A 20,200-nucleotide genomic window follows, 5' to 3' on the forward strand; every position below is an offset into this window, starting at 1 on the left:
CACCTGGTCAACCGTCAGACACTGAAGAAGCACTGATCCCGGCCACAACCGTCCATATCGGCACCTCGACCCCGCAACGTGCACGTCCCGCCTGACGCCCCTCCCCAAAGGTCCGCCGTCCCCGGCACCGACATACCGACCGAAAGGCTCGCGTGATTTACATGGACAAGTGCCCGCTGATGCTGGATCCCGAGGGCAGGTCACTGCAGGAGGAAGGCGCACAGCTGCGCGCTCGTGGACCAGTGACCAAGGTTGTCCTCCCGGGCAACATCGAAGCCTGGTCTGTCAACCGGCACGACGTGCTGCAGCGCTTACTGACCGACCCGAGGGTCTCCAAAGACACACACCAGCACTGGCCGCAGTTCATGTCCGGCGCCATCACAGCCGAGTGGCCCCTGTACGCCTGGGTGTCCGTGCGGAACATGTTCACCGCCTACGGCGCGGAGCATCGGCGGCTGCGCCGCCTGGTCTCGCCGGCTTTTACGGCACGGCGCACAGCGGCGATGCGGCCGCGGATCGAGACGATCGTGCAGAGGGCACTGGACGACCTGGCCGACTCCCCCGACGAGGTCGTGGATGTGCGTCAGCGCTACGCCTACCCCATCCCGGCGGGGGTGATCACCGACCTCATGGGAGTCCCCGGCGGGTACATGGCCGAAGGCATCCGCCGTTGCATCGACAACATCTTCAACACATCGCTCGGCGCTGAGGACGCCGCCGCCAACTACCAGCGGACGTACGAACTCCTGCACGACCTCGTCAGCTATCGCAGGCGTCGGCCGGGTGACGACATGACGAGTCTGCTTCTTGCGACCAAGGAAGACAACGACACGCTCACCGACACCGAGCTGATCGATACTCTGCTGCTCATCATCGCCGCCGGTCACGAGACGACCGTGAACCTTCTGGACAACGCGATCTTCGCTCTTCTCACCGCTCCCGAGCAGTGCGCCCTGGTTCAATCCGGCCAAGTGGGCTGGCACGACGTGATCGAGGAAAGCCTTCGGGTCCGGGCACCCGTGGCTCACCTGCCGTTGAGGTACGCGGTGGAGGACATCACGATCGAAGGCGTCACGATTCGCCAGGGCGATCCCATCCTCAACTCGTACGCGGCAGCCGGCCAGGATCCGGACAAGTACGGACCCACCGCAGGGGACTTCGACATAACCCGCCCAGACAAGGAGCACCTGGCCTTCGGCTACGGTGTGCACTTCTGCCTGGGGGCTCCACTGGCCCGTCTCGAGGCGGAAGTGGCGCTGCCCGCCTTGTTCAACCGCTTCCCCCGGCTCGCACTGGCCGTCAGGGAGACGGAAGTGGAACCGATGCAGTCCTTCATCTCCAACGGCCACCGCAGCCTTCCGGTCTTCCTCAGCTGAGTGGACCCACCGCGCCCTGCCCTGACCGGCAGCATCGATCTGCGTGATCACGCCTGAGGCGTGGCCGACGCTGGTGTGCGCCCCGTGATCAACAGGGCGCATGCGGCGCAGCACTGTTCTTCAACCGGCTCCCACCCGGCGGTGGAGCGGTGGTGGCCTGGGGTCCGCCCCAGGAGACGATGCTCGGCAGACTGCGGCCCTGCGCCAACCCTGGATGCCGGCGCTCTTTCTGGACCCCAGCCACAAGAAGCCGATCCGCGCGGCCCGCGCGCGACGTCAAGGCCGTCGGCGATACCACCCTGCCCCTCCGCCGTGGACCTGAATGCCCTGTCAACTACTCGGCCGTAAACGAGCGAGCTTGCCGACTCGGTTCGATACGGCTTCGCTTATGCTCCCGACTGCCCCCTACGACAGAGCGGTCACGGGTCACATCTACCGGTCCGCGCTCTGCTCCTTCGCGATCTCCCGCAGGCTCATCGCGCCGGAGTCGTACAGCGAACGGAACCGCCTCAACTCCAGCCACCGATGCGGATCCAAGACCCCCGTCAGCCGCCTCCCTGCCAGCCCCAACCGACAGCAGCACACTCGCGGCCTTCACCTCATCACCGCACCGAAAACGGTGCACTTTCATCCGCACGAGGTGGCGCACGTTCGCAGTTCGCTTGTACCCGACACCTTCGTCCTGGACGCGCTCGGCGCGTTCACCGGCAACACGATCACCTGCACATCTCGAGATGAACGACGGGCAGACCGGGGCGCCTTGACCGGCACCTCGGACGTGCGGCCATAGTCGCCGGTAGACAACTCGCCAATGCGAAAGGGGCCGGCATGCCGGTTTACGCCGTCGCGCAGACAGCTGTCCATGGCCGTGAGTGCTATCAGCGATACGTCTCGCGCTTCACGGAGGTGCTCATCCGTCACGACGGCCGCCTGCTGGCGGCGGACGAGCAGGTCGACGTCGTGGAGGGGCGATGGGATCACGACAAGATCGTCATTATGCCCTTCAAGGGTCGGGTTGCTGTTGATGCGTGGGCCCGCTCTCCCGAGTACCAGGAGATCTCCAAGGACCGCGTTGCCGCCGCTGAGGGAGTCGTGCTGGTCGCCTCGGGCGTCGGGCGAGGCCGACGCCCCTGAGGGATCCGCTGCCGGTCCACTCCACCGGTCGAGGCGCAGGAGGCGCGGAAGGGGTTCCGTGGGCGCAAGGCTTGGAAATCAGCTAAGCGACTGCTTAGTATGCAGTCTGGGCGGGAACAGCCTGCCCGTGCCGCCCCTGCCCCTTAGGAGCCACCGTGACCTCACTGTTCTCCCTCTCCGGCAAGACCGCCCTCGTGACCGGCGGTTCCCGCGGCATCGGCCTGATGATCGCCCGGGGCCTGGTCGAAGCGGGAGCCAAGGTCTACATCAGCTCCCGTAAGGCGGAAGCCTGCGAGGAGGCCGTGCGCGGGCTTTCCGGTCCCGGCCAGGCGGTCGCTCTGCCCGCCGACCTGTCGCGCGAGGAGGAGTGCCACCGACTCGCCGAAGACATCGGCGAGCGGGAGGAGGGGCTGCACATTCTGGTGAACAACGCCGGCGCCACCTGGGGGGCGCCCCTGGACGAGTTCCCGGTCAGCGGCTGGGACAAGGTGATGGACCTCAACCTGCGCAGCCCTTTCCTCCTCACCCAAGCCCTCCTGCCGAAGCTGCGCGCCGGCGGGTCGACGGAGGACCCTGCGCGGATCATCAACGTCGGATCCATCGACGGCCTGCACGTCAGCCCGGTCTCGGCCTACTCCTACGCGGCCAGCAAGGCGGGCCTGCACCACCTGACCCGCGTGCTGGCCAAGGAGCTCGGGCCACAGGGCATCACGGTGAACGCCATCGCGCCCGGCCCCTTCGAGTCGAAGATGATGGCCGCGACCCTGGACGCCATGGGCGAGGCGATCGCGGAGGCGGCTCCGCTGCGCCGGATCGGGCGGCCGGACGACATGGCGGGCGTCGCCGTCTATCTGGCCAGCCGTGCGGGCGCATACGTCACCGGCGCCGTCATCCCCGTCGACGGCGGCCTCGGCACCACGGTCTGACCGGCCGGCGACAGCTCCCCTCCCCCTGGCACAAGCAATCCGAACCCGAGAAGAAGAGGACCATGGCCTCCCTCCTGCTCTCCCGCCGAGACCTCGACTTCCTGCTGCACGAGTGGCTCGACGTTGAATCCCTGACCGCGCGCCCCCGCTTCGCCGACCACTCGCGCGAAACCTTCGACGCGGTACTGGACCTCAGCGAGACGATCGCTGCCCGGCACTTCGCCCCGCACAACAAGAAGAACGACACCCAGGAGCCGCGTTTCGACGGCGAGCGGGTGCACATCATCCCCGAAGTCGAGGAGGCCCTGAAGGTCTTCGCCGGGGCCGGGCTGATCGGCGGCGGCATGGACCACGAGGTGGGAGGGATGCAGTTGCCCAGCGTGGTGGCCAACGCCTGCTTCGCCTGGTTCCAGGCAGCCAACGTGGGAACGGCCGCCTACCCCTTCCTCACCATCGGCAACGCAAACCTGCTGCTGGCCCACGGCACCCCCGGGCAGATCGACACCTATGTCCGCCCGATGGTCGAGGGCCGCTTCTCCGGGACCATGTGCCTGTCGGAGCCACAGGCGGGCTCCTCGCTGGCTGATGTGCGCACCCGCGCCGAACAGGCCGACGACGGCACCTACCGCCTGTTCGGTAACAAGATGTGGATCTCGGGTGGCGACCACGAACTGACGGAGAACATCATCCACCTGGTCCTGGCCAGGATCCCGGGCGGCCCGCCCGGGGTGAAGGGACTCTCGCTCTTCATCGTCCCCAAGGTCCTGGTGGGGGCAGACGGGACGCTCGGCGAGCGCAACGACGTCGCCCTGGCCGGCCTCAATCACAAGATGGGGTATCGAGGGACGACCAACACGCTGCTGAACTTCGGTGAGGGCGCCTTCCGGCCCGGCGGGGCCCCCGGTGCCGTCGGCTTCCTGGTCGGGGAGCCCCACCGCGGACTGTCCTACATGTTCCACATGATGAACGAGGCCCGCATCGGTGTCGGACTCGGCGCCACAGCGCTCGGTTACACCGGCTACCTGCATGCCCTGGACTACGCGCGCACCCGGCCGCAGGGGCGCCCGCTCATGGCCAGGGACGCCACCGCCCCCCAGATCCCGATCGTCGGGCATCCCGATGTCCGGCGCATGCTCCTCGCCCAGAAGTCGTACGTCGAAGGCGCGCTGGCTCTCATCCTGTACTGCGGGCGGCTGCTGGACGACGAGCGCACCGCCCCGACGGCCGACGAGCGGGCCAGGGCCGGGCTTCTGCTGGACATGCTCACCCCGATCGCCAAGAGCTGGCCCTCCCAGTGGTGCCTGGAGGCCAACAACCTTGCCATCCAGGTCCACGGCGGCTACGGCTACACCCGCGAGTACAACGTCGAGCAGTTCTACCGGGACAACCGCCTCAACCCCATCCACGAGGGGACGCACGGCGTCCACGGCCTCGACCTGCTGGGCCGAAAGGTCGTCATGGACGGCGGCGCGGGGCTCCGCCTGCTCATCGAGACCGTCTCCATGACGACCGCCCGCGCGGCGGCCGCGGACGGCCAGGTCGCCGGCTTCGGACGGCAGCTGGACGCCTCCGTCACCCGCGTCGCCGCCGTGACGCAGCACCTGTGGGAGGCCGGGGACGCCGAGACAGCCCTCGCCAACGCCTCGGTCTATCTGGAGGCCGTGGGACACGTCGTGGTTGCCTGGATGTGGCTGGAGCAGATGCTGGCCGCCGCCGGACGCAGCGGCGCCTTCTACGAGGGCAAGCGCCGGGCGGGTCAGTACTTCTTCCGATACGAACTGCCCAGGACGGAGGCGCAGTTCGCGCTGCTGGAAAGCCTCGACCGCACCACCCTGGACATGCCCGCGGACTGCTTCTGATTCCCAATGTGGTTGTCAGCGCCTGCCTCGTGACGGGCTGTAGCCTCAGCCGAGGCGGTCAGCGCGGAGTGGCGGGCTGCTCACGAAGGGGCGACCGTCGCGTAGGAGTCCCTCCCGAGTCCTTCTGGACCGGCGCCAGACCAGCGACACCGGCGAGGCGGTCGGCGGTGCCGAATACGCTCATGCCGCCGCCGGTGTGCGCTATGAACTCGGCGCCTGGAACGGGGCCGATGCCAGGCATGCTCAGGATGACCCCGGCGTGAGGGTGGTCGCGCCGCGACGAGCCTGTAGTTGCGGACCCTGCGGTTCTTCAACCAGACGCCCAGGCGGTTCCTGCCGGTCCGACGCGGGGCGGACATCGTCCCGGACTGCATCAGCGTCCCACCTGGCGCCGCCCAGCAGGTGCTGCGCCCGCCGGGTCCCGGTGACCGGCCCAGTCCGCCGACTGCCGGCGGCACGCGACCGGCCGGCCGCCCACAGGGGACACCGTGGCCGGTCGTGTGCGCTCAGCGGGTTTACAGCTGTGGCTGCGGCATCCGTTGCCAGCTGAACGGGCCGTAGGTCGTGTCGGTGACGGCGTAGTTGGCGTTCGGATCTGCGGTCAGTTTCAGCCATTCAAGCGGGGTGGTGCTGCCATGCACGACGAGCCGGTGGAAGTTCGAAACGTTGTAGTACGGGTGCTCGTTCCACGCGTTGTCACCCGGGTCGTGGGCGCACACGCCGGCGCCGGTGGCCGGGTCCGTCTCGCCGGTGCACGTCGCCGTCGGGGACAGCGGGTTGTCCGAGCGGTACAGGTGCGAGTCACCGTTGAGCATCAGCACCGGACGGCCGAACTCGGTCGTCTTCGCGGCGACCTCGTTGATGATCGGCTCGTAGTTCGTCAGGTGGTCCTTGGTCTTGCCGTCGAGGTCCCACATGTCCGCCTGTGCCGTGATCACCACCGCCTTGGCGTGCTTGGCCCGCGCATCGGCGAAGGCGGCATCGAGCCAGCGGACGTCGGCCGCGGTCCGGTTGGTCCGCTCATCGGACTGCGCCTGAGTCGCGGTCGGCACCTTGTACCAGGGGTCGGCGTCGTTGTTCGAGCCGCCCGGAACGTTGATGGTCACGAAGACGATGTCGTTCTGCGCCCACCTCACGTTCTCGACGTACTGCGCGTCGCCCGGGTGACCCGGGTCGTAGGCAGTGGCCTGGGACACCACGCTCAGTGTCCCCCGGCCGAGCGTGCGGCCGGGCTGCGCGAAGAAGTCCTGCCGGACTTCGGCGAGGTTGTCGAGCGGATTGCCGCAGTGGTAGCTGACGCAGTCCGCCGTGTTGGCCGACAGGCCGCTCGTGCCGATGTAGTTGATCGCACCGGAGGCCGAGTCGTAGAAGCCACCGCCCTGACCAGGCGAGGTGAGACTCGACGCCTTGTGGCAGTCGGCCCACTCGTTGTCGCCCGGCGTGTAGACGAGCGGCTTGGTGAAGGTCTGCCACACGGACGCGATCGAGGCGTCGTAGTCCTCGGTGCAGAACTCCTTTCCCGAGTGGATGTCGCCCACCTGGACGACGTCGCTGACCGTCGGGTCACTGTCGATGGTGCGGATGAACGCCGGGGTCTTCTGGAACTGCGAGGTGTCGGCGCTCTGGCCCGCAGGCGCGTACGCCGACTTGCCATACGGCGAGTCGCCGAACACGGCGAGCGTGAGTGGGCTGCTGGCCGCCGATGCCGTGGCGGCCGAACCCACGGAAGAAGCAAGGCCGACGGCGACCAGCGTGACAAACCCGCACTTTAGCGTGCGTCTCAACATGCGTCCCTCTTTCGGGTCCGGTTGGGGGGCACTCCAGTGAACCGGTCCGTCAGGGAGCGCGACATGGCATCAATGGCGGCCTGGAGATGACGAGTAGGTGAAATTCCGGCCGCGCCCGCAGGCCGGACGGATGCCGTGCTTGCGTCACCGTTGCCGACGGTGCTGTCGGGTGCACGCAGGCCATGCCACAGCCCAAGGCGCGATCAGAGCGAACGACGTAGGGGGCTCGCCGAACTGGTCGCGGCCTGAACGCAGGCGGTCGCGGGTGCCGGAAGGGAGACCGCTGCTTCGGAGATCAGGTGGCCGAGGCGGCCTCCTGGACGGCTCTCACCAGACCGGTCGCGAGTTCGAACGCGTTCTCGTGGCAGAAGCCGAGCTGGATGTGGAACGCCTCCTCCAAGGCGAACATGCTGTGGACGGACAGCAGAACGGCGTGCAGGAGTACAGTTCCTCCGCTGAGAGGACCGCCCGCTCACCGCTGACGAGCCGCTCGTGGAGCTGCTCCCGGGCGGGGCCCGATGCGGCCAGGACAGGCTCAAGGACAGTCCGTCATCGACCTCAGCGCCGATGTCTTCCGGGCCGCTGATGGCGATTGTCAGAACGACCGGAGGTGCTCACCCCCTCACTTGGTTGGTCCTTGAGGTGAGTGGGGAGGGTGGTGGAGCCAAGAGCATGCCTTGATCACCTGCGAGGTAGGCTCGGGCGATGACCGGTGACTGGCGGAGAGACCGGATCGGGGCTGCTCTGCGGGGCGAGAATCCCACTGTGCTGCGGCGGCTTGAGTCTGGCTTCGCGGTGATCGGCGACGTTCAGTTCCTGCCCGGGTACTCAGTTCTGCTCGCAGACGAGCCGGGTGTTCAACGGCTCTCTGGCCTGCCTAGGGCCAAACGGCTGTCGTTTCTCTCCGACATGGACCAGCTCGGGGAAGCGGTTGAGCGGGCCTGTCGGCGACTGGATCCCGATTTCCGCCGGGTCAACCTGGAGATCCTCGGCAACACGGACCCATTCTTGCATGCCCACGTCTGGCCGCGGTTCGAGTGGGAGCCGGCCGAGCTGGTGGGCAAGCCTGTGTGGCTGTATCCGCGTGACCGATGGAGTGACGAGCGGTGCAGGCTCGGCCCGCAGCACGATGCTCTGCGGGATGCGATCGGCAGCGAACTGGACCGGTTGCGTTCGATGGCCTGACAGTACGGGCCTCACACGGACCTATACCACGTCGGGGGTGAGCAGGTTCCACCCGGCACGACACCGAACCGATTCCAGATGCCCGGTGCGCTGCTTGTGCCAGGCCTGATTGCGAGGACGTCCCGCACTCCGGGCAGCCGGCCGTCACGCCGACCTTCACCGCCTCGCTCCTCGTCCGTGCCGCCGTGGTTGAGTGAGATCATGAACAGCTTCGGGATCGACAACAGCTTGGTGCGCTCCCTGGTGAGAGAGCAGCATCCGGACCTTGCGGGGTTGAGCCTGCGTGAGGTGGCCGGCGGTTGGGACAACCAACTGTGGCGCCTCGGGGACGAGTTGGCCGTGCGCATGCCACGCACGGAGCGCGCGCCAACCCTCCTGCGCAAAGAGCACCGGTGGCTGCCGACCCTGGCGCCGGGCCTTCCACTACCGGTCCCGACCCCCATGCGGATCGGTGAACCGTCCGCTCGCTTCCCGCGGCCATGGACCATCGCAACCTGGGTTCCCGGCGAACCAGCAGACCATGCCCCAATCAGCCACGACCGCGCGGCCGACACTTTGGCGAGCTTCCTCAAGGCGCTCCATGTGAAGGCACCCGCCGACGCGCCGATCAGTCCGGACCGCGGGGTTCCCCTTAAAACACTCACAAACGGTTTCGAAAAATTGCTCGATGAAGTCGCCTCCGGAGGCGTTGCTGCCGACCTCCGGAATGTCCGAGACATCTGGAACGAGGCCCTTGCGGCCCCCGATTGGCAGGGTGCGCCGGTATGGCTGCACGGCGATCTTCACCCGGCGAACGTCGTCGTCTCGAACGGGACACTCTCGGGAGTGATCGACTTCGGTGACATGTGCGCAGGCGATCCGGCGGTCGATCTCGCGGCTGCGTGGGTACTCCTTCCCGCGGGCGCGGCATCACGGTTCTTCGATGCGTACGCACACGCGGACGAGGCGATGATCCAGCGCGCACGAGGACTGGCCGCTGCGAAAAGCCTCTTCCTCATCCTCATGGGCCAGGCCGGGGAGCGGGGTCTTCCCGGTGGCAAGGCGGCATGGGGGCCCGCAGGCCGGGCAGCGCTTGACCGCGTTCTGGCATCAACTTAGGAAACGCCCGGGTTCCCCGCTTCGGCACGCGAACATGAACGCGCCCCTGCACCGCCGCGGCCGACGACTCTGGCACGATGCTCATCATGCAGCCGCTGCCGACACCCTGCCCCGCCGATCTGATCCCCGAAGTCACGAGCATGGACGTCTGCAACGTCGCGTACAGGGCAGCCAAGGAGCAGGGTGCCGTATGGGTTGCCGTCGAGCGCCAGGCCGAAAGCTGGACGGTCAAGGCAGACGCGCTCACCGCCCCGCAGCACGCCATCGACACCACGGTGTACGACGCCATCCGCGCTGCGGTCATCCGCCTGATCCGTTCCCGCGAAATTCGCCCCGACTCCTCATGCGGACCGGTCTACTTCGTCTTGTACGACCTGGAGAGCGAGCACCGGGCCCGCGAGCTGGCCGCCGCGCTTCACGCCGCCGTGTACGGAGACCTCGGCCCGCTGACCCAAGCCGTACCCGGCACCCCCGCCTGACCAGCGACTGACCGGGCGAAGCAACTGACGGCCTTCCAGGTCGTCCCGGCCTGCTGGGCGGCTTCATCCCACGACCGCCGTCGGGGCCCCCGCCTGCGACGAGCCTCCCGCCGCCGCTCAGGGAAACGGGCCAGCCAGCCACCGCACATGTGCTGTGTCTACAAGGGCCGCATCGCGAGCGGCAGAGGTGCGGAGTGCACGACGCGCCGTGACGCGCTGTGCGGCCTTTGCAGCCCGTGCACGCGTCACGGTCACCGGCATGCTGTGGCGCCGGAAAGGCGCGGCCCGCCTATGCCGCTTGGGTGAGTTCGGCGCGGCCGAACAGCAGCGCATAGCCGGAGGGGAGCTGGCGCAGGATGCGGGTGGTGAGGTCGGGGCCGGCACAGGCCGCGACGGCGGAGAAGACGGATCCGGTGTCCCAGCGGGTGGTGGCCAGGGAGGCGCCGGTGCGGGCGGCGAGGTCCTTGACGAAGGCCCAGCCACCCAGCGGCTGGGTGTCGGGGATCTGGGCGGTGAGGATGCGTGCGGCTTCGAAGGGAAGGCGGGCGGCCAGTTCGACGCGTTCGTCGCCGGTCAGCTGGCGTCCCAGTCCGGCGAGGACGAGGCGGACGGCTTCCTCGGCCTTCTCACGAGTGGGGTAGGCGCCGTCGTAGCGGACCTTTTCCAGCAGCTGCTCGTACGCCATCCCGTAGGAGTGCTGGAGCGGCGCGCGCCGGTCGGACATCACGGTGGTGGTTGCCTTTCTGTCACCGGGATCGTGGTGGCCGGTGTGCGGTCACCGGGAAGTGGGTGGTCAGGTGGGCTGGGGGCGGCCGAAGAGGAGGTCGTAGCCCGCGGGGAGCTGGAGCAGGATCTCCTTGAGGAGGTCGCCGCCGGCGGCGTCGGCGACCGTGGACAGGACGGCGCTGACGTCCCAGGCCGCGGTCTGTTCGGTAGCCCCTTCGATCCAGGCCGCGGTCGCGCGCACGAACCGCTCCGGGGGCAGCGGCTCGGCGCTCTGCAGCGGGTTGAGCAGGATCAGGGCGAAGCCTTCCGGCAGACGCGCCGCCAGTTGGGCGCGTACCTCGCCGACCAGGTGTGCGCCCAGCAGGGCGAGCACCACGCGGGCCGCGCGTTCGGCTTCCTGCAGGGTGTCGTACTCACCGCGTTCCTTCACATGGTCGAGGAACGCTTCCCGTAGCACCGTCATCTCGGCCGCCACCCTTCCTCGGTCCACGGGGGTGCGGAGGACAGGCCCGGGGGGAGATCGGATACCAGTCCTCCGCCGCTGTTCAGCCCTCGTCTGTCCGGCTCAGCCGGAGATCTCCTTGCGGCCGGAACCGACACCGATGGCGATCTTGCGGGGCTTGGCGCGCTCGGCGATCGGGATGCGCAGGGTGAGCACACCCGCCTCGTAGTCGGCCTGGATGTGCTCGGTGTCCAGCGTGTCGGCGAGCACGATCTGCCGGGAGAAGACGCCCAGCGGCCGTTCCGACAGCTCCATCTGCACGTCGTCGGCCTTCGTCACGGGCCGGCGCTCGGCCTTGACGGTCAGCATGTTCCGTTCGACGTCGATGTCGATCGCGTCCGCGCTGACGCCCGGGACGTCGAAGGCCACCACGTACTGGTCACCCTCGCGGTAGGCGTCCATCGGCATCGGGGACGGCCGCGACCAGGTACCCGGGCCCATCAGCTGCTGCGCCAGCCGGTCCAGCTCACGGAAGGGGTCAGTGCGCATCAACATCGTGAAAACACCTCCAGCAGGTTCGGGCAGTCGCTGCCAATGCGCCTTGCTGATACCGTTGTAGCATGTCATCCAATGGATGACAAACACGGTGTCGTCCAAAGGATGACCGATGAGGGAGGTGCCCATGACCCCGACCGACCAGCCGGCATCGTCCAGTGCCGACGCACCGAGCCCGGCGTCGTTCCTCGCCACCGCGGCAGCGCTTCAAGCCATAGACGATGCCCTGCAGGCCGCCCGGCGCGAGGCCCCCGGCACTGCCGAGACGCATGACGTCGGCCCGGAGCAGGCCCTGGCCTCTCTTCTGCTGCTGCGGCAGGTACGCGAGCAGCTCGCCGGTTGGGAAACCGGCCTGATCGAAACCGCCCGCCAGGCGGGTGCCAGCTGGGCGGACCTTGCCCACCCCCTCGGCGTCTCCAGCCGCCAGGCCGCCGAACGCCGCTACCTGCGGGGTCGGCCCGGCCCCGCGGGAACCACCGGCGAACAACGCGTCCAGGCCACCCGCGAACGCCGCGCCGCCGAACGCACCACCGCCACCTGGGCCCGCCGCAACGCAGCCGACCTGCGCCGCATCGCCGGCCAGATCACCGCCCTCACCGACCTGCCGACCGCAGCCCGCAACCCGCTCAGCCAACTCCACGCGGCCCTCGCCCACGACGACCCCGCCGCCCTCACCCACCCCCTCAGCGCCACCCGCCCCCACCTCACCCCCGCCCACCCCCACCTCGCCGCCCAGCTCGATGCCCTTACGAACTCCGCCACGAACCCGGCAACCCCCGACTGACTGGATTTCGCGGAGCGACGGGACTCGTACGGCAGCGCCCGGATAGGCAGGTCGTGCGGCGCGTGAGCCGCTTGGTCATCGGCATGATCGCGGCCCACGTGATCGAGGGGAAGTTGTGCGCGGGCCAGGTCGCGCGAACGGTGTGGACGCATCCGGGCGGAATCAGCCGGCCGGAGCCGGAACGGGAGACAGGGCTGACGTCGTCGCAGGCCGGCGCTGGGGCGGCGAAGCTCTGGGAGCGGCTGCGGCACCGGGGGCTTGGAGGGTCCGCAGGAGATCCCGCTCTTCGGCGGGGACAGCGCCGACAAGCCGTGATCATGGTCGGCTCGACCGCGGGTCACCACTCGCAGTCCCCCAGCGTGCCGACGTCGTGCCGGTGGAAGGCGATGGCGTGGCCGACCGCACGGTTCCCCGCCTCACGTCGGGAAACGTAACGTTACCGAGATGGCGCCCGCATGAACTTCGTCCGTACGTTCACGGCGGGACTGGCAACCAGTCACCCACCCTCGTCACCCTGGGCTCCCTGTCAACTTCGCAGGGGCACGGAGACGGGGGATCCGGCGATGAACTGGAGCTTGGACTTCGACAGATGGGTCGCGGTCGTCAGCCTCGCGCTCCCCTTGGGCGCGTTCCTGTGGGAGTTCAACGTCGTCGGCCGCAAACGGCTCGGCTACCGGGTGCAGATGGACACCCTGGCCACAGACGCCTCCCAGTCCCCCTACGCAGGCGTGCTGCGGGACATGCGGCAGGACGGCCATCTGCTGAAGGATCCTTCCTTCGTCCTGCTGCGCATCGAGAACGCCGGCTCGGCGCCCATCGGGGAGGGCGACTACCTGACCCCGGACAGCGACCCCTGCGGCATCCGGGTGACGTTCCAGGACCGCCAGGTGGCCAGCCTCGTCGTCACCGAGCTCAGCCAGGACGACCTGCACCACTCATTCCTGCGCGACGGCGAGGCCGTGCCCGGCTTCCGCTACGACAACAATGTCGTCGAGCGCACCGGCGTCATCCGTCTGCCGAAGGTGAAGCTCCCACAGCGCGCCGAGTACAAAGTGCTGGTCGTCCTGGAGCGCTGGCCCGGCGGCCCCGGCAGCGAACCCTTCCCGGAGCCGGTTGGTCGGCGGTGGCCGTATGCCTCGCCCACCCGGCTACGGATGCGCCGGGCCGGCGCCGATGGAGGTGCGGTCAGCCGGCGGGCGGCTGCTGGATCTCGGCGGCGGTCAGGACGTGGCCGCCGATGCCCCAGCCGCCGTCGGGCACCTCCTCGACGAGCACCAGGGTGGTGGCGCGGGCACGTTCGCCGTAGATCTCGGTGTACAGATCGGTGGTGCGGGTGATGATCTGCGCCTTCTGCTCGTCGGTGAGAGTGCCCGCGGGAACCTTGAAGTTCGCGTACGGCATCGCGTTCGCTCCTGCCGGGGTTCCGATGGGTGGGGTGCGGCGTCGTGCGTTCGCCGCCCACCCACCATCACCCGGTCTGCGGGCGGCAGCCAGGCTGTGCACACCCTGGGGTTGCCGCCCCCTGGTTCGTCCGGGTCGTACGCGGCACGATGCGGGCATGGACCTTTCCGAACTCGCCGCGTTCCTCAAGTCCCGGCGCGCGCGGATCCGGCCGTCCGACGTCGGTCTGCCCGCCGGTCCCCGGCGCCGGGTACCCGGACTGCGTCGGGAGGAGGTGGCTCAGCTCGCGGGCCTGTCGGTCGACTACTACACCGAGCTGGAGCGCGGGCGCGGGACCCAGCCGTCGGCACAGGTCCTGGCCGCCCTCGCCCGTGCGCTGCGCCTTGGCGGCGACGAGCGCGACCATCTGTTCCACCTCGCCGACCGCCCCGTGCCCCCGGCTTCGGGCGGCCTGACCGCGCACATCACGCCGGGGCTACTGGCGCTCCTTGACCGGCTCGCGGCGACTCCCGCGCAGATCATCACCGACCTGCACGAGACCCTCGTACAGAACGAGGCCGCCATCGCGCTCGTGGGCCGGCAGCCGACCGGGCGTGGGGTCAAGGCGAGCTTCATCCACCGCTGGTTCACCGATCCCGCTTCCCGCGCGCTCTACCCGTCGGACGAACACCCACACCAATCCCGGGCGTTCGTCGCCGACCTTCGGGCCGTCGCCGCACGGCGCGGCCGTGATGCCGAAGTGGACGGTCTTGTAGGCGTGTTGCGACGGCGCAGCGAGGAGTTCGCCGCGCTGTGGGACACCCACGACGTCGGCCTGCGCCGGTCGGACCACAAGCGCATCGCCCATCCGGCCCTCGGTGTCATCGCGGCGGACTGCAACAGCCTGTTCAGCGAGGACGGACGCCAGCGCCTGCTGTGGTTCACCGCACCGCCCGGCACCGAAGCCGCCGCGCAGCTGGAACTGCTCTCCGTCATCGGTACGCAGGACGTGACTCCTCCCCCGGCTGAAGTCGGGGGCTTCTCGTTACGCCGGGTCAGCGTCGCGACGGACCAGCCCGGCCCGTAGAACGTTGAGAGCGCCCACGGTGTCAGCGTGCGCGTGGTGGCCGCACGAGACGCGGTGGAACTTTTCCTGTGTGGGCCGGTTCTCCTGCGCGGTGTGCCCGCATTCGGGGCAGGTGCGGGAGGTGTTGCGGGGGTTGACGGCGATCACTTCCCGTCCGGCGCTTTCAGCCTTGGCGTGCAGGATCGTCAGGAACACCCCCCATCCGGCATCGCCGATCGACCTGTTGAGCCCGGCTTTGGCCAAGGCCCCGTTGGGCAGGAAGGCGCCCGGCCGGCCGGGGTCGGGTCTCGGTGCGGGGGCCTTGCCCATGGTGCGGGTCTTTATGATCGACGTCCCCGCGGACGGCTCGGGCCGCGTGATCACCCATCCCCCGCGCTGGAACGACCAGCAGCGCTTCACCGTCGGCACAGCCGTGGAGCGCTGGTACTACCTCGGGTACGGCGGCAGCGGCGGCGCGGCGGCGAAGACAAGCGCGGCGTACAACCAGCGCTGGAACATCGAGTACGCCGCCCGAGGCGACAACCTGGTCCGCATCAAGGGAGTCGCGAGCGGCCGGTGCGTGGACGTCTTCGAGAGCGACCGCGCCGGCCCGGCACCCACACCGTGCTGTTCAACTGCGATGACCCGAACAGCAAGAACGACGGCACCGGACACCGCTGGCAGGCGGAGCCGTACGCCGACGGCAGCCTGCGTTTCCGCGACGAGGCCACGCACCTGTGCCTGGTCCCGCCGCTGAGGGAGAAGGGCGATGTGACCGCCGAGCAGTGCAACGACGCAGACCGGCAGCGCTGGACAATCGAGCAGTAGTCCTTCCACCCCGGCCAGGCCGACGGACCTCGCTGCCCTGCCGGCAGCGAGGTCCGCGCGGCTCAAACGTGGGGTCTCTCCTTCGTGTCCGCGGGGAGAGTAAGGCCAACCTGGTGGCCGGACACGCTCCGCGTTGCCGGATCGCTGGTCACCAACCCGGTCCGCGCCTACGACCTGCTGCGGATGTTCGGTCGCGAAGGCCCGCGCGACCCCGCTGGGCCAGGCGTTCGCCGAGTACGGCCGGATGGAGAAGACCATGCTCTCCGCGACCGTAAAGGCCGGCCACTCGGCGACCCGGGGCATCGAACGCTGTGCCGGGACCGAGCGGCCAGGTACAACAGAGCCGGGCCGACCGGACCACGGCTCGACTGCACTTCAATGCATGAATGGTGCTGTCACCGCGCCGACCCCAGCCGGCCGATGTCACTGTCCGGCCCGCTCTGGTCGGGGGACCTCGGCCGAGGGGTGTCCACCGCATCGGTCTGCGGCGCGATGGCTGCTTCCCCGCCGAGATCGGCGTCCGGACCGGCATCCTGCCTGCCGTGCGCGCGTGCCGAACCGGCGTCCAACTGCTGATGCCCCACGGAGGATTCCGCTGCGTCAACGCGCCGCAACGCCCTGTTGATCATGTCACGTGCGACCGGTAGCGGCAGGTACTGCAGAAGCGAATCGGCGTCACCGCCCACGAACTCGGGCACGTTCATCTTGGCCAGCTGAGCGAGGAAGCGCTCCAGGGCGACGGTGTCCCGCCCCAGGACCCTGATCTTCTCCTCCAGTTCGGTGACTTCGATCCGTCGGCGCCTCTTCTCGGTATCGATTCTGATCAGCTCGGTCTTCGCCTCCAGGTCTGCGCTGACGTGACGATGCTCGAGCAGCCGCTTGCGATCCCGCTCGGTGGCGATCTCGCGCCGGAACTCGTCCAGACCGGAGTTCTCCGGTTCGAACTCGGTGAGGGTTGTGCGCACCGCTTCGACGCCCCACTCGGCCAGTGATTGGCGTACCCGCTCCTCCAGTTCCAGGCGCACCTCGTTGTGCCCGGTGATGAAGTCCAGCACGTCGTACGAACTGGCGATGCCCTGGAAGTACCCCTCTACCGTGCGGCCCAGGACGCGTTCGACGAAACGCTGTACCGGAGCGGGATCGGAGGCGCTGCTGGCACCGAAGGTGTCACCCTCCTGCTCACCGAAGCGGCCGACCAGACGCGGGGCCGCCTTGGCCGGGATGCGGATGGTCTGCGTCATGCCGGCCCGCAGCCGATGGCCTTCGACGTTGATGACGATCTGCCCGAGCGACGCGTCGAAGTTGCGGTCAGGCTTGTCGTCCTTGGCGCGCCATTCCAGGATGAGGTCGCGGGTCGGGATCAGGACGATGCGCGCGAACCAGGGGTTGATCCGGTAGACCCCTCCGCGGGTGAGGGTTTCCGCCTGCGCGCCCCGCTGGCCTCCGTTGTCCAGGAACACCGAGGGCCGCTGGAAGCTCTCGTGGCCCGGGACCTGGCGACCAACCGTCCCGTCACTCTCGTCGGGATGCACGCCCTCCAGCGCGATCACCACACCGGTCGCGCCCTCGGGAATGGTGATCTCCCTGAGGTCGGCAGCGGTGAGATCATGCCGACCGTGTTCGATCGTGTCGACCGTGAGCACCTCGAAGAGCAGCGGATTGATGTCGTAGTACGCGCCCCCGGGCAGGATGCCGGGCTGCCGACCCTGCTGCCCGCCGCCGAGCAGGAAGGCCCGACCGTCCTGGAAGTAGTCGCACTCGACGTGCCGGCACAGCATCCGGTCCAGCGGCGGCGGACTTCCCGCCTTCGCCACGACCACACCGATGGTGCCGGGCGGCACATAGGTCTGCGGTACGTACTTCACCTCGAAGAACGGGTGCGGCCGGAAATAGAGGCGGTCCGCCTCGAGGGTCTGCGCCTGCGGACCCGGAGTCCCGTGGGTACGCACCTTGAACCGGTCCTCCGGGTGCGCGACGCCGAACCGTCGGCGGACCACGCCGAGGTGACCGGTCGGAACCCGGCGGGTCCCCGTCGCCACCACGTAGGCGCCAGCGGCCAACGCAGCTACCAGGACCAACAACAGCAGCCACTTCATGCGTGCCCTCCCCAGGTGCGCAGCCGGACATGGACGGCCATCACCGTCTCAACCCACTGGTCGTGCCAGCTCACATGGCGTTCCAGCTGCGGGTTGCGCAGCGTGGGAAAGAACCCCGGGGGGTGGCCGACCGGTCTGACGAACTCCCCGTACCTCGGCGTGGTGTCGCGTCGTTCCGCTTTCCAGCCCAGCGACAAGGCCAGCAGCGAGAAGTCCCGCTGACTGCCGGCAGGTGCCCCCGGTGGTGGGCTCGGGCACTTGTGCAGCTGCGCCCGGAACCCCATGGCCCCCTGGGAGAACGTCGACCAGGCCAGGTCGATGCGGTCCAGTAACGCGACCGGCAGCCGCTTCCCGTCGGCCCGGCGCATCCACCCGCTGCCGAGTCGGCCCACCGCCTCCAGCAGCAGCGAGGTGGTCAGGATGTCGGCGTGCTCCACCTGTCCTTCCTCGAGGCAAGAGGTGAGCTTGAGCAATGCCCGGTCCGGAGAGGGGCGTACCGGCGGCGGAGGCGGCGGCTGCACCGGTGGCCGCAGGACCAGGGCCGGTCCCGCTTCGACGCCCGTGGTCCGCGCATCGCAGATCGCCCTGAGCTGGCGGATCTCGCGCTCGCCCGGCAACGCGCCGTCCCGGGCGTCGAAGTAGTGGCTGCTGGCCAGCAGGAAGAGCCGCTCCCCCGCCAGCAGAATCGGAAGGAAGTCACGATCGTTCCGCTGGCCCTCGAGAATCTCGCGCTCGACCCACTCGGAGGCGTCGGCCCCGGGGGACATGACAACAATGATCCCCAAGGCCTCGGACAGCCGCAGGCGAATCTCCTCCGGGTAACGGCTCCCCCACGCCATATGGAGGTCGAACCACAGCGGAAGACCGAACCCCTGAAGATGCTCGGCCAGCCGGGACACGTATGCCACGTCCTGGCGAGCATAGGAGATGAAAAATGAGGCATCCACGCGGATCTCCCCCGAGGTCCGTAGCCGTCCGCATCTGCCGCGTAGCGTACGGCAACCCAGGGACAGCGGGAGCGGTTCTGCTCTTCTCGCCGCCGAGGCACATGTGCCCGGTACCGGGCGCTGAAGCAGCCGCCGGAGAGACGCCCCTCATACCTCGCCCAGAGCCCGCGCCTGGGACCAGAGCCGAGACCGGCGACAGCCGCATCGCACGCGCCCGGCGCCACCGTCGCATCCAACGGCCCGGCGTGCCGGCGGGCGGCTTCGGGAAGATTGCCCCGTCGGCAGGCAAGTGGCAGCCTGCCTGCTCACGCACCTGCTGCAGCCCTGAGCGCAGCAGGCAAGCGCCCTGACGTCGCAGAGGGCTGGGCAGGAGCGGACAGGTCCGCTCCTGCCCACCGGGAGAGCTGTCTCCGCCGGGTGACGGCCGCCGGCGCGGACTGCGCCCTGGCCGAGGCGATGTACGAAGCTCTGTGCGACGTCACCGACAACGTGTTCGCCGTCGATGTCGAACCCACCCTGGGCGCGCTCAAGGCAGCCGGGGTGAAGGTAGCAATCGTCAGCAACAGCCGACAGGAACTGGATGTCGCCGCCGAACGCCTTGTGCTTCTGGCTGAAGCACAGGTCGTTGCCGTTCTCGCGGACGCCCGCGAGGCGGTCGGATTCGATCAGTGTGCCGTCGAGGGGGATGTGCGTCAGGCCCTGGCGTCGTCGTCGACGTGCGTGTCCAGGCCGGCCTTCACGAAGCTCGGGCGGATGTCGACGTGGATCCGGACGGGACCCCGCTGTGGGTCTCCGACGTCGAACCCGGCTCCACCCCGGACATCACCGCCGCCCAAATCCACGCCCTGCCCGCCCTCTACAAGGCCGCGGCCGGCGGCCTGACGACCCTGGCCGACAAGGGCTGCATCGGCGCCGGCATCGGCGTCTGTCCTCACCGGCCCTGTTCTCAGCCCAGACACTCGAAGATCTCGTCCCAGAACGCGGAGTCGTCCACGTTCAGGTCCTGGCCGATCATGCGCTCGCGCAGCTCGGTGATGGTGGCCGCACGCACGGCGTCATCGGCCGATTCCAGGGCGTTGCTCGACTCGGCGATCAGCCCGAGGAGCACGGCCAGGTCGGGCAGGGAATCGGCGGCGGGGCCTTTCCACCCGGCCCCGTGGTCCCACCCGTTGGGGTCGTAATGGGTGATGCCACCATTCGCCGCGTCGAGCATCAGGTGCTGGTCGTACCAGGTGGCCACGGTGAAGCAGAAGTTCGTGGGCGGGGAGTCGTCGTCGGGGTACCGCTCCCCGTATATCTCGTCGGCATCGAACGGTTGCAGCCCGTCCTCGTCTCGCAAGTGCCTCGTGTCGATCCCCACGGTGTCGAGGTGGACGACGGGAAAGCCGACCGTGAGCAGGAACTCCCTCGACCCCGCATGGGTCAGCTCAGCCGGCAGGCCGGCTTCGTCCGGTCGCCAGAGCGAGCCTTCGCCCAGCCGTTCCTCCAGCCACACCGCATCCGGTATCAGCGGAATGTCGTTGCTCTTCACT

At 68.8% G+C, this 20,200-nt stretch carries 18 protein-coding genes and 3 pseudogenes; 11 read left to right on the forward strand and 10 right to left on the reverse strand.

The genetic code is table 11. From position 1 onward, the window contains the following. Positions 1–161 precede the first annotated feature (161 nt). From ABZ876_RS37030 to ABZ876_RS37045, 4 genes are all read left to right on the forward strand, one after another. On the forward strand, positions 162–1,376 hold the full coding sequence (locus tag ABZ876_RS37030; RefSeq protein WP_361790125.1) for a cytochrome P450: 1,215 nt from the start codon (positions 162–164) through the stop codon (positions 1,374–1,376). 828 nt (positions 1,377–2,204) lie between these two features. Beyond that, complete coding sequence (locus ABZ876_RS37035) at positions 2,205–2,510, forward strand: DUF1330 domain-containing protein (protein ID WP_361790128.1); 306 nt, start codon at positions 2,205–2,207, stop codon at positions 2,508–2,510. A gap of 155 nt (positions 2,511–2,665) precedes the next feature. Further along, on the forward strand, positions 2,666–3,436 hold the full coding sequence (locus ABZ876_RS37040; RefSeq protein WP_361790131.1) for an SDR family oxidoreductase: 771 nt from the start codon (positions 2,666–2,668) through the stop codon (positions 3,434–3,436). Between the two features lie 62 nt (positions 3,437–3,498). Further along, positions 3,499–5,295, forward strand: coding sequence for an acyl-CoA dehydrogenase (locus tag ABZ876_RS37045; protein WP_361790134.1), 1,797 nt, complete (start codon positions 3,499–3,501; stop codon positions 5,293–5,295). Positions 5,296–5,410: 115 nt separating this feature from the next. Here the strand turns inward: ABZ876_RS37045 and ABZ876_RS37050 are convergent. Continuing rightward, positions 5,411–5,572 (reverse strand): annotated as a pseudogene (locus ABZ876_RS37050) (transposase); the annotation flags it as partial. 238 nt (positions 5,573–5,810) lie between these two features. After that, the gene (locus tag ABZ876_RS37055) at positions 5,811–7,019 is read right to left on the reverse strand and encodes a hypothetical protein (protein ID WP_361790137.1); all 1,209 of its coding nucleotides are present in this window, start codon (positions 7,017–7,019) and stop codon (positions 5,811–5,813) included. A 768-nt stretch (positions 7,020–7,787) separates the two neighbouring features. Between ABZ876_RS37055 and ABZ876_RS37060 the strand changes: the two genes are divergently transcribed. From ABZ876_RS37060 to ABZ876_RS37070, 3 genes are all read left to right on the forward strand, one after another. Next, complete coding sequence (locus ABZ876_RS37060; RefSeq protein WP_361790140.1) at positions 7,788–8,267, forward strand: diadenosine tetraphosphate hydrolase; 480 nt, start codon at positions 7,788–7,790, stop codon at positions 8,265–8,267. 201 nt (positions 8,268–8,468) lie between these two features. Beyond that, positions 8,469–9,365 carry an aminoglycoside phosphotransferase family protein gene (locus ABZ876_RS37065; protein ID WP_361790143.1) on the forward strand — a complete coding sequence of 299 codons (897 nt, stop codon included), beginning with the start codon at positions 8,469–8,471 and terminating at the stop codon, positions 9,363–9,365. Between the two features lie 86 nt (positions 9,366–9,451). Beyond that, complete coding sequence (locus ABZ876_RS37070; RefSeq protein ID WP_361790146.1) at positions 9,452–9,844, forward strand: hypothetical protein; 393 nt, start codon at positions 9,452–9,454, stop codon at positions 9,842–9,844. Between the two features lie 289 nt (positions 9,845–10,133). Here ABZ876_RS37070 and ABZ876_RS37075 read toward each other — a convergent pair whose 3' ends face one another. The 3 genes from ABZ876_RS37075 to ABZ876_RS37085 form a co-directional block, all read right to left on the reverse strand. Continuing rightward, positions 10,134–10,571 carry a DUF2267 domain-containing protein gene (locus ABZ876_RS37075; protein WP_361790149.1) on the reverse strand — a complete coding sequence of 146 codons (438 nt, stop codon included), beginning with the start codon at positions 10,569–10,571 and terminating at the stop codon, positions 10,134–10,136. Positions 10,572–10,637: 66 nt separating this feature from the next. Beyond that, positions 10,638–11,033, reverse strand: coding sequence for a DUF2267 domain-containing protein (locus ABZ876_RS37080; protein ID WP_361790152.1), 396 nt, complete (start codon positions 11,031–11,033; stop codon positions 10,638–10,640). Between the two features lie 102 nt (positions 11,034–11,135). Next, a complete protein-coding gene (locus tag ABZ876_RS37085) occupies positions 11,136–11,567 on the reverse strand; it encodes an Hsp20/alpha crystallin family protein (protein ID WP_361790155.1) in 432 nt (143 codons plus the stop codon). 127 nt (positions 11,568–11,694) lie between these two features. On the opposite strand from ABZ876_RS37085, the gene ABZ876_RS37090 reads away from it, so the two are divergent. Beyond that, on the forward strand, positions 11,695–12,351 hold the full coding sequence (locus tag ABZ876_RS37090; RefSeq protein WP_361790158.1) for a type III effector protein: 657 nt from the start codon (positions 11,695–11,697) through the stop codon (positions 12,349–12,351). Positions 12,352–13,536: 1,185 nt separating this feature from the next. On the opposite strand, the gene ABZ876_RS37095 is transcribed toward ABZ876_RS37090, so the two are convergent. Beyond that, positions 13,537–13,752, reverse strand: a complete 216-nt coding sequence (locus ABZ876_RS37095) for a 4-oxalocrotonate tautomerase family protein (RefSeq protein WP_361790161.1) — start codon at positions 13,750–13,752, stop codon at positions 13,537–13,539. Between the two features lie 157 nt (positions 13,753–13,909). On the opposite strand from ABZ876_RS37095, the gene ABZ876_RS37100 reads away from it, so the two are divergent. Next, on the forward strand, positions 13,910–14,818 hold the full coding sequence (locus ABZ876_RS37100) for a helix-turn-helix transcriptional regulator (protein ID WP_361790164.1): 909 nt from the start codon (positions 13,910–13,912) through the stop codon (positions 14,816–14,818). On the opposite strand, the pseudogene ABZ876_RS37105 reads toward ABZ876_RS37100, so the two are convergent. Then, positions 14,777–15,127, reverse strand: a pseudogene (locus tag ABZ876_RS37105) (transposase); the annotation flags it as partial. The gene ABZ876_RS37100 and the pseudogene ABZ876_RS37105 sit on opposite strands and share 42 nt — an antisense overlap. A gap of 246 nt (positions 15,128–15,373) precedes the next feature. Here ABZ876_RS37105 and ABZ876_RS37110 point away from each other — a divergent pair. After that, on the forward strand, positions 15,374–15,625 hold the full coding sequence (locus tag ABZ876_RS37110) for a hypothetical protein (RefSeq protein ID WP_361790167.1): 252 nt from the start codon (positions 15,374–15,376) through the stop codon (positions 15,623–15,625). Between the two features lie 395 nt (positions 15,626–16,020). Here the strand turns inward: ABZ876_RS37110 and ABZ876_RS37115 are convergent, their stop codons facing one another. Together ABZ876_RS37115 and ABZ876_RS37120 are read right to left on the reverse strand one after the other, a co-directional pair. After that, positions 16,021–17,721, reverse strand: a complete 1,701-nt coding sequence (locus ABZ876_RS37115) for an SPFH domain-containing protein (protein ID WP_361790170.1) — start codon at positions 17,719–17,721, stop codon at positions 16,021–16,023. Next, positions 17,718–18,668 (reverse strand): toll/interleukin-1 receptor domain-containing protein, encoded by a 951-nt coding sequence (locus ABZ876_RS37120; RefSeq protein WP_361790173.1) that lies wholly within the window; start codon positions 18,666–18,668, stop codon positions 17,718–17,720. The genes ABZ876_RS37115 and ABZ876_RS37120 overlap by 4 nt, the downstream gene beginning before the upstream one ends. A gap of 764 nt (positions 18,669–19,432) precedes the next feature. On the opposite strand from ABZ876_RS37120, the pseudogene ABZ876_RS37125 reads away from it, so the two are divergent. Then, positions 19,433–19,594: pseudogene (locus ABZ876_RS37125) on the forward strand (IS5/IS1182 family transposase); the annotation flags it as partial. 20 nt (positions 19,595–19,614) lie between these two features. Here the strand turns inward: ABZ876_RS37125 and ABZ876_RS37130 are convergent. Next, a complete protein-coding gene (locus ABZ876_RS37130; RefSeq protein WP_361790176.1) occupies positions 19,615–20,199 on the reverse strand; it encodes a hypothetical protein in 585 nt (194 codons plus the stop codon). Position 20,200 lies beyond the last annotated feature (1 nt).

This window comes from Streptomyces sp. NPDC046931 (genome assembly GCF_040644655.1).
GTDB lineage: Bacteria > Actinomycetota > Actinomycetes > Streptomycetales > Streptomycetaceae > Streptomyces.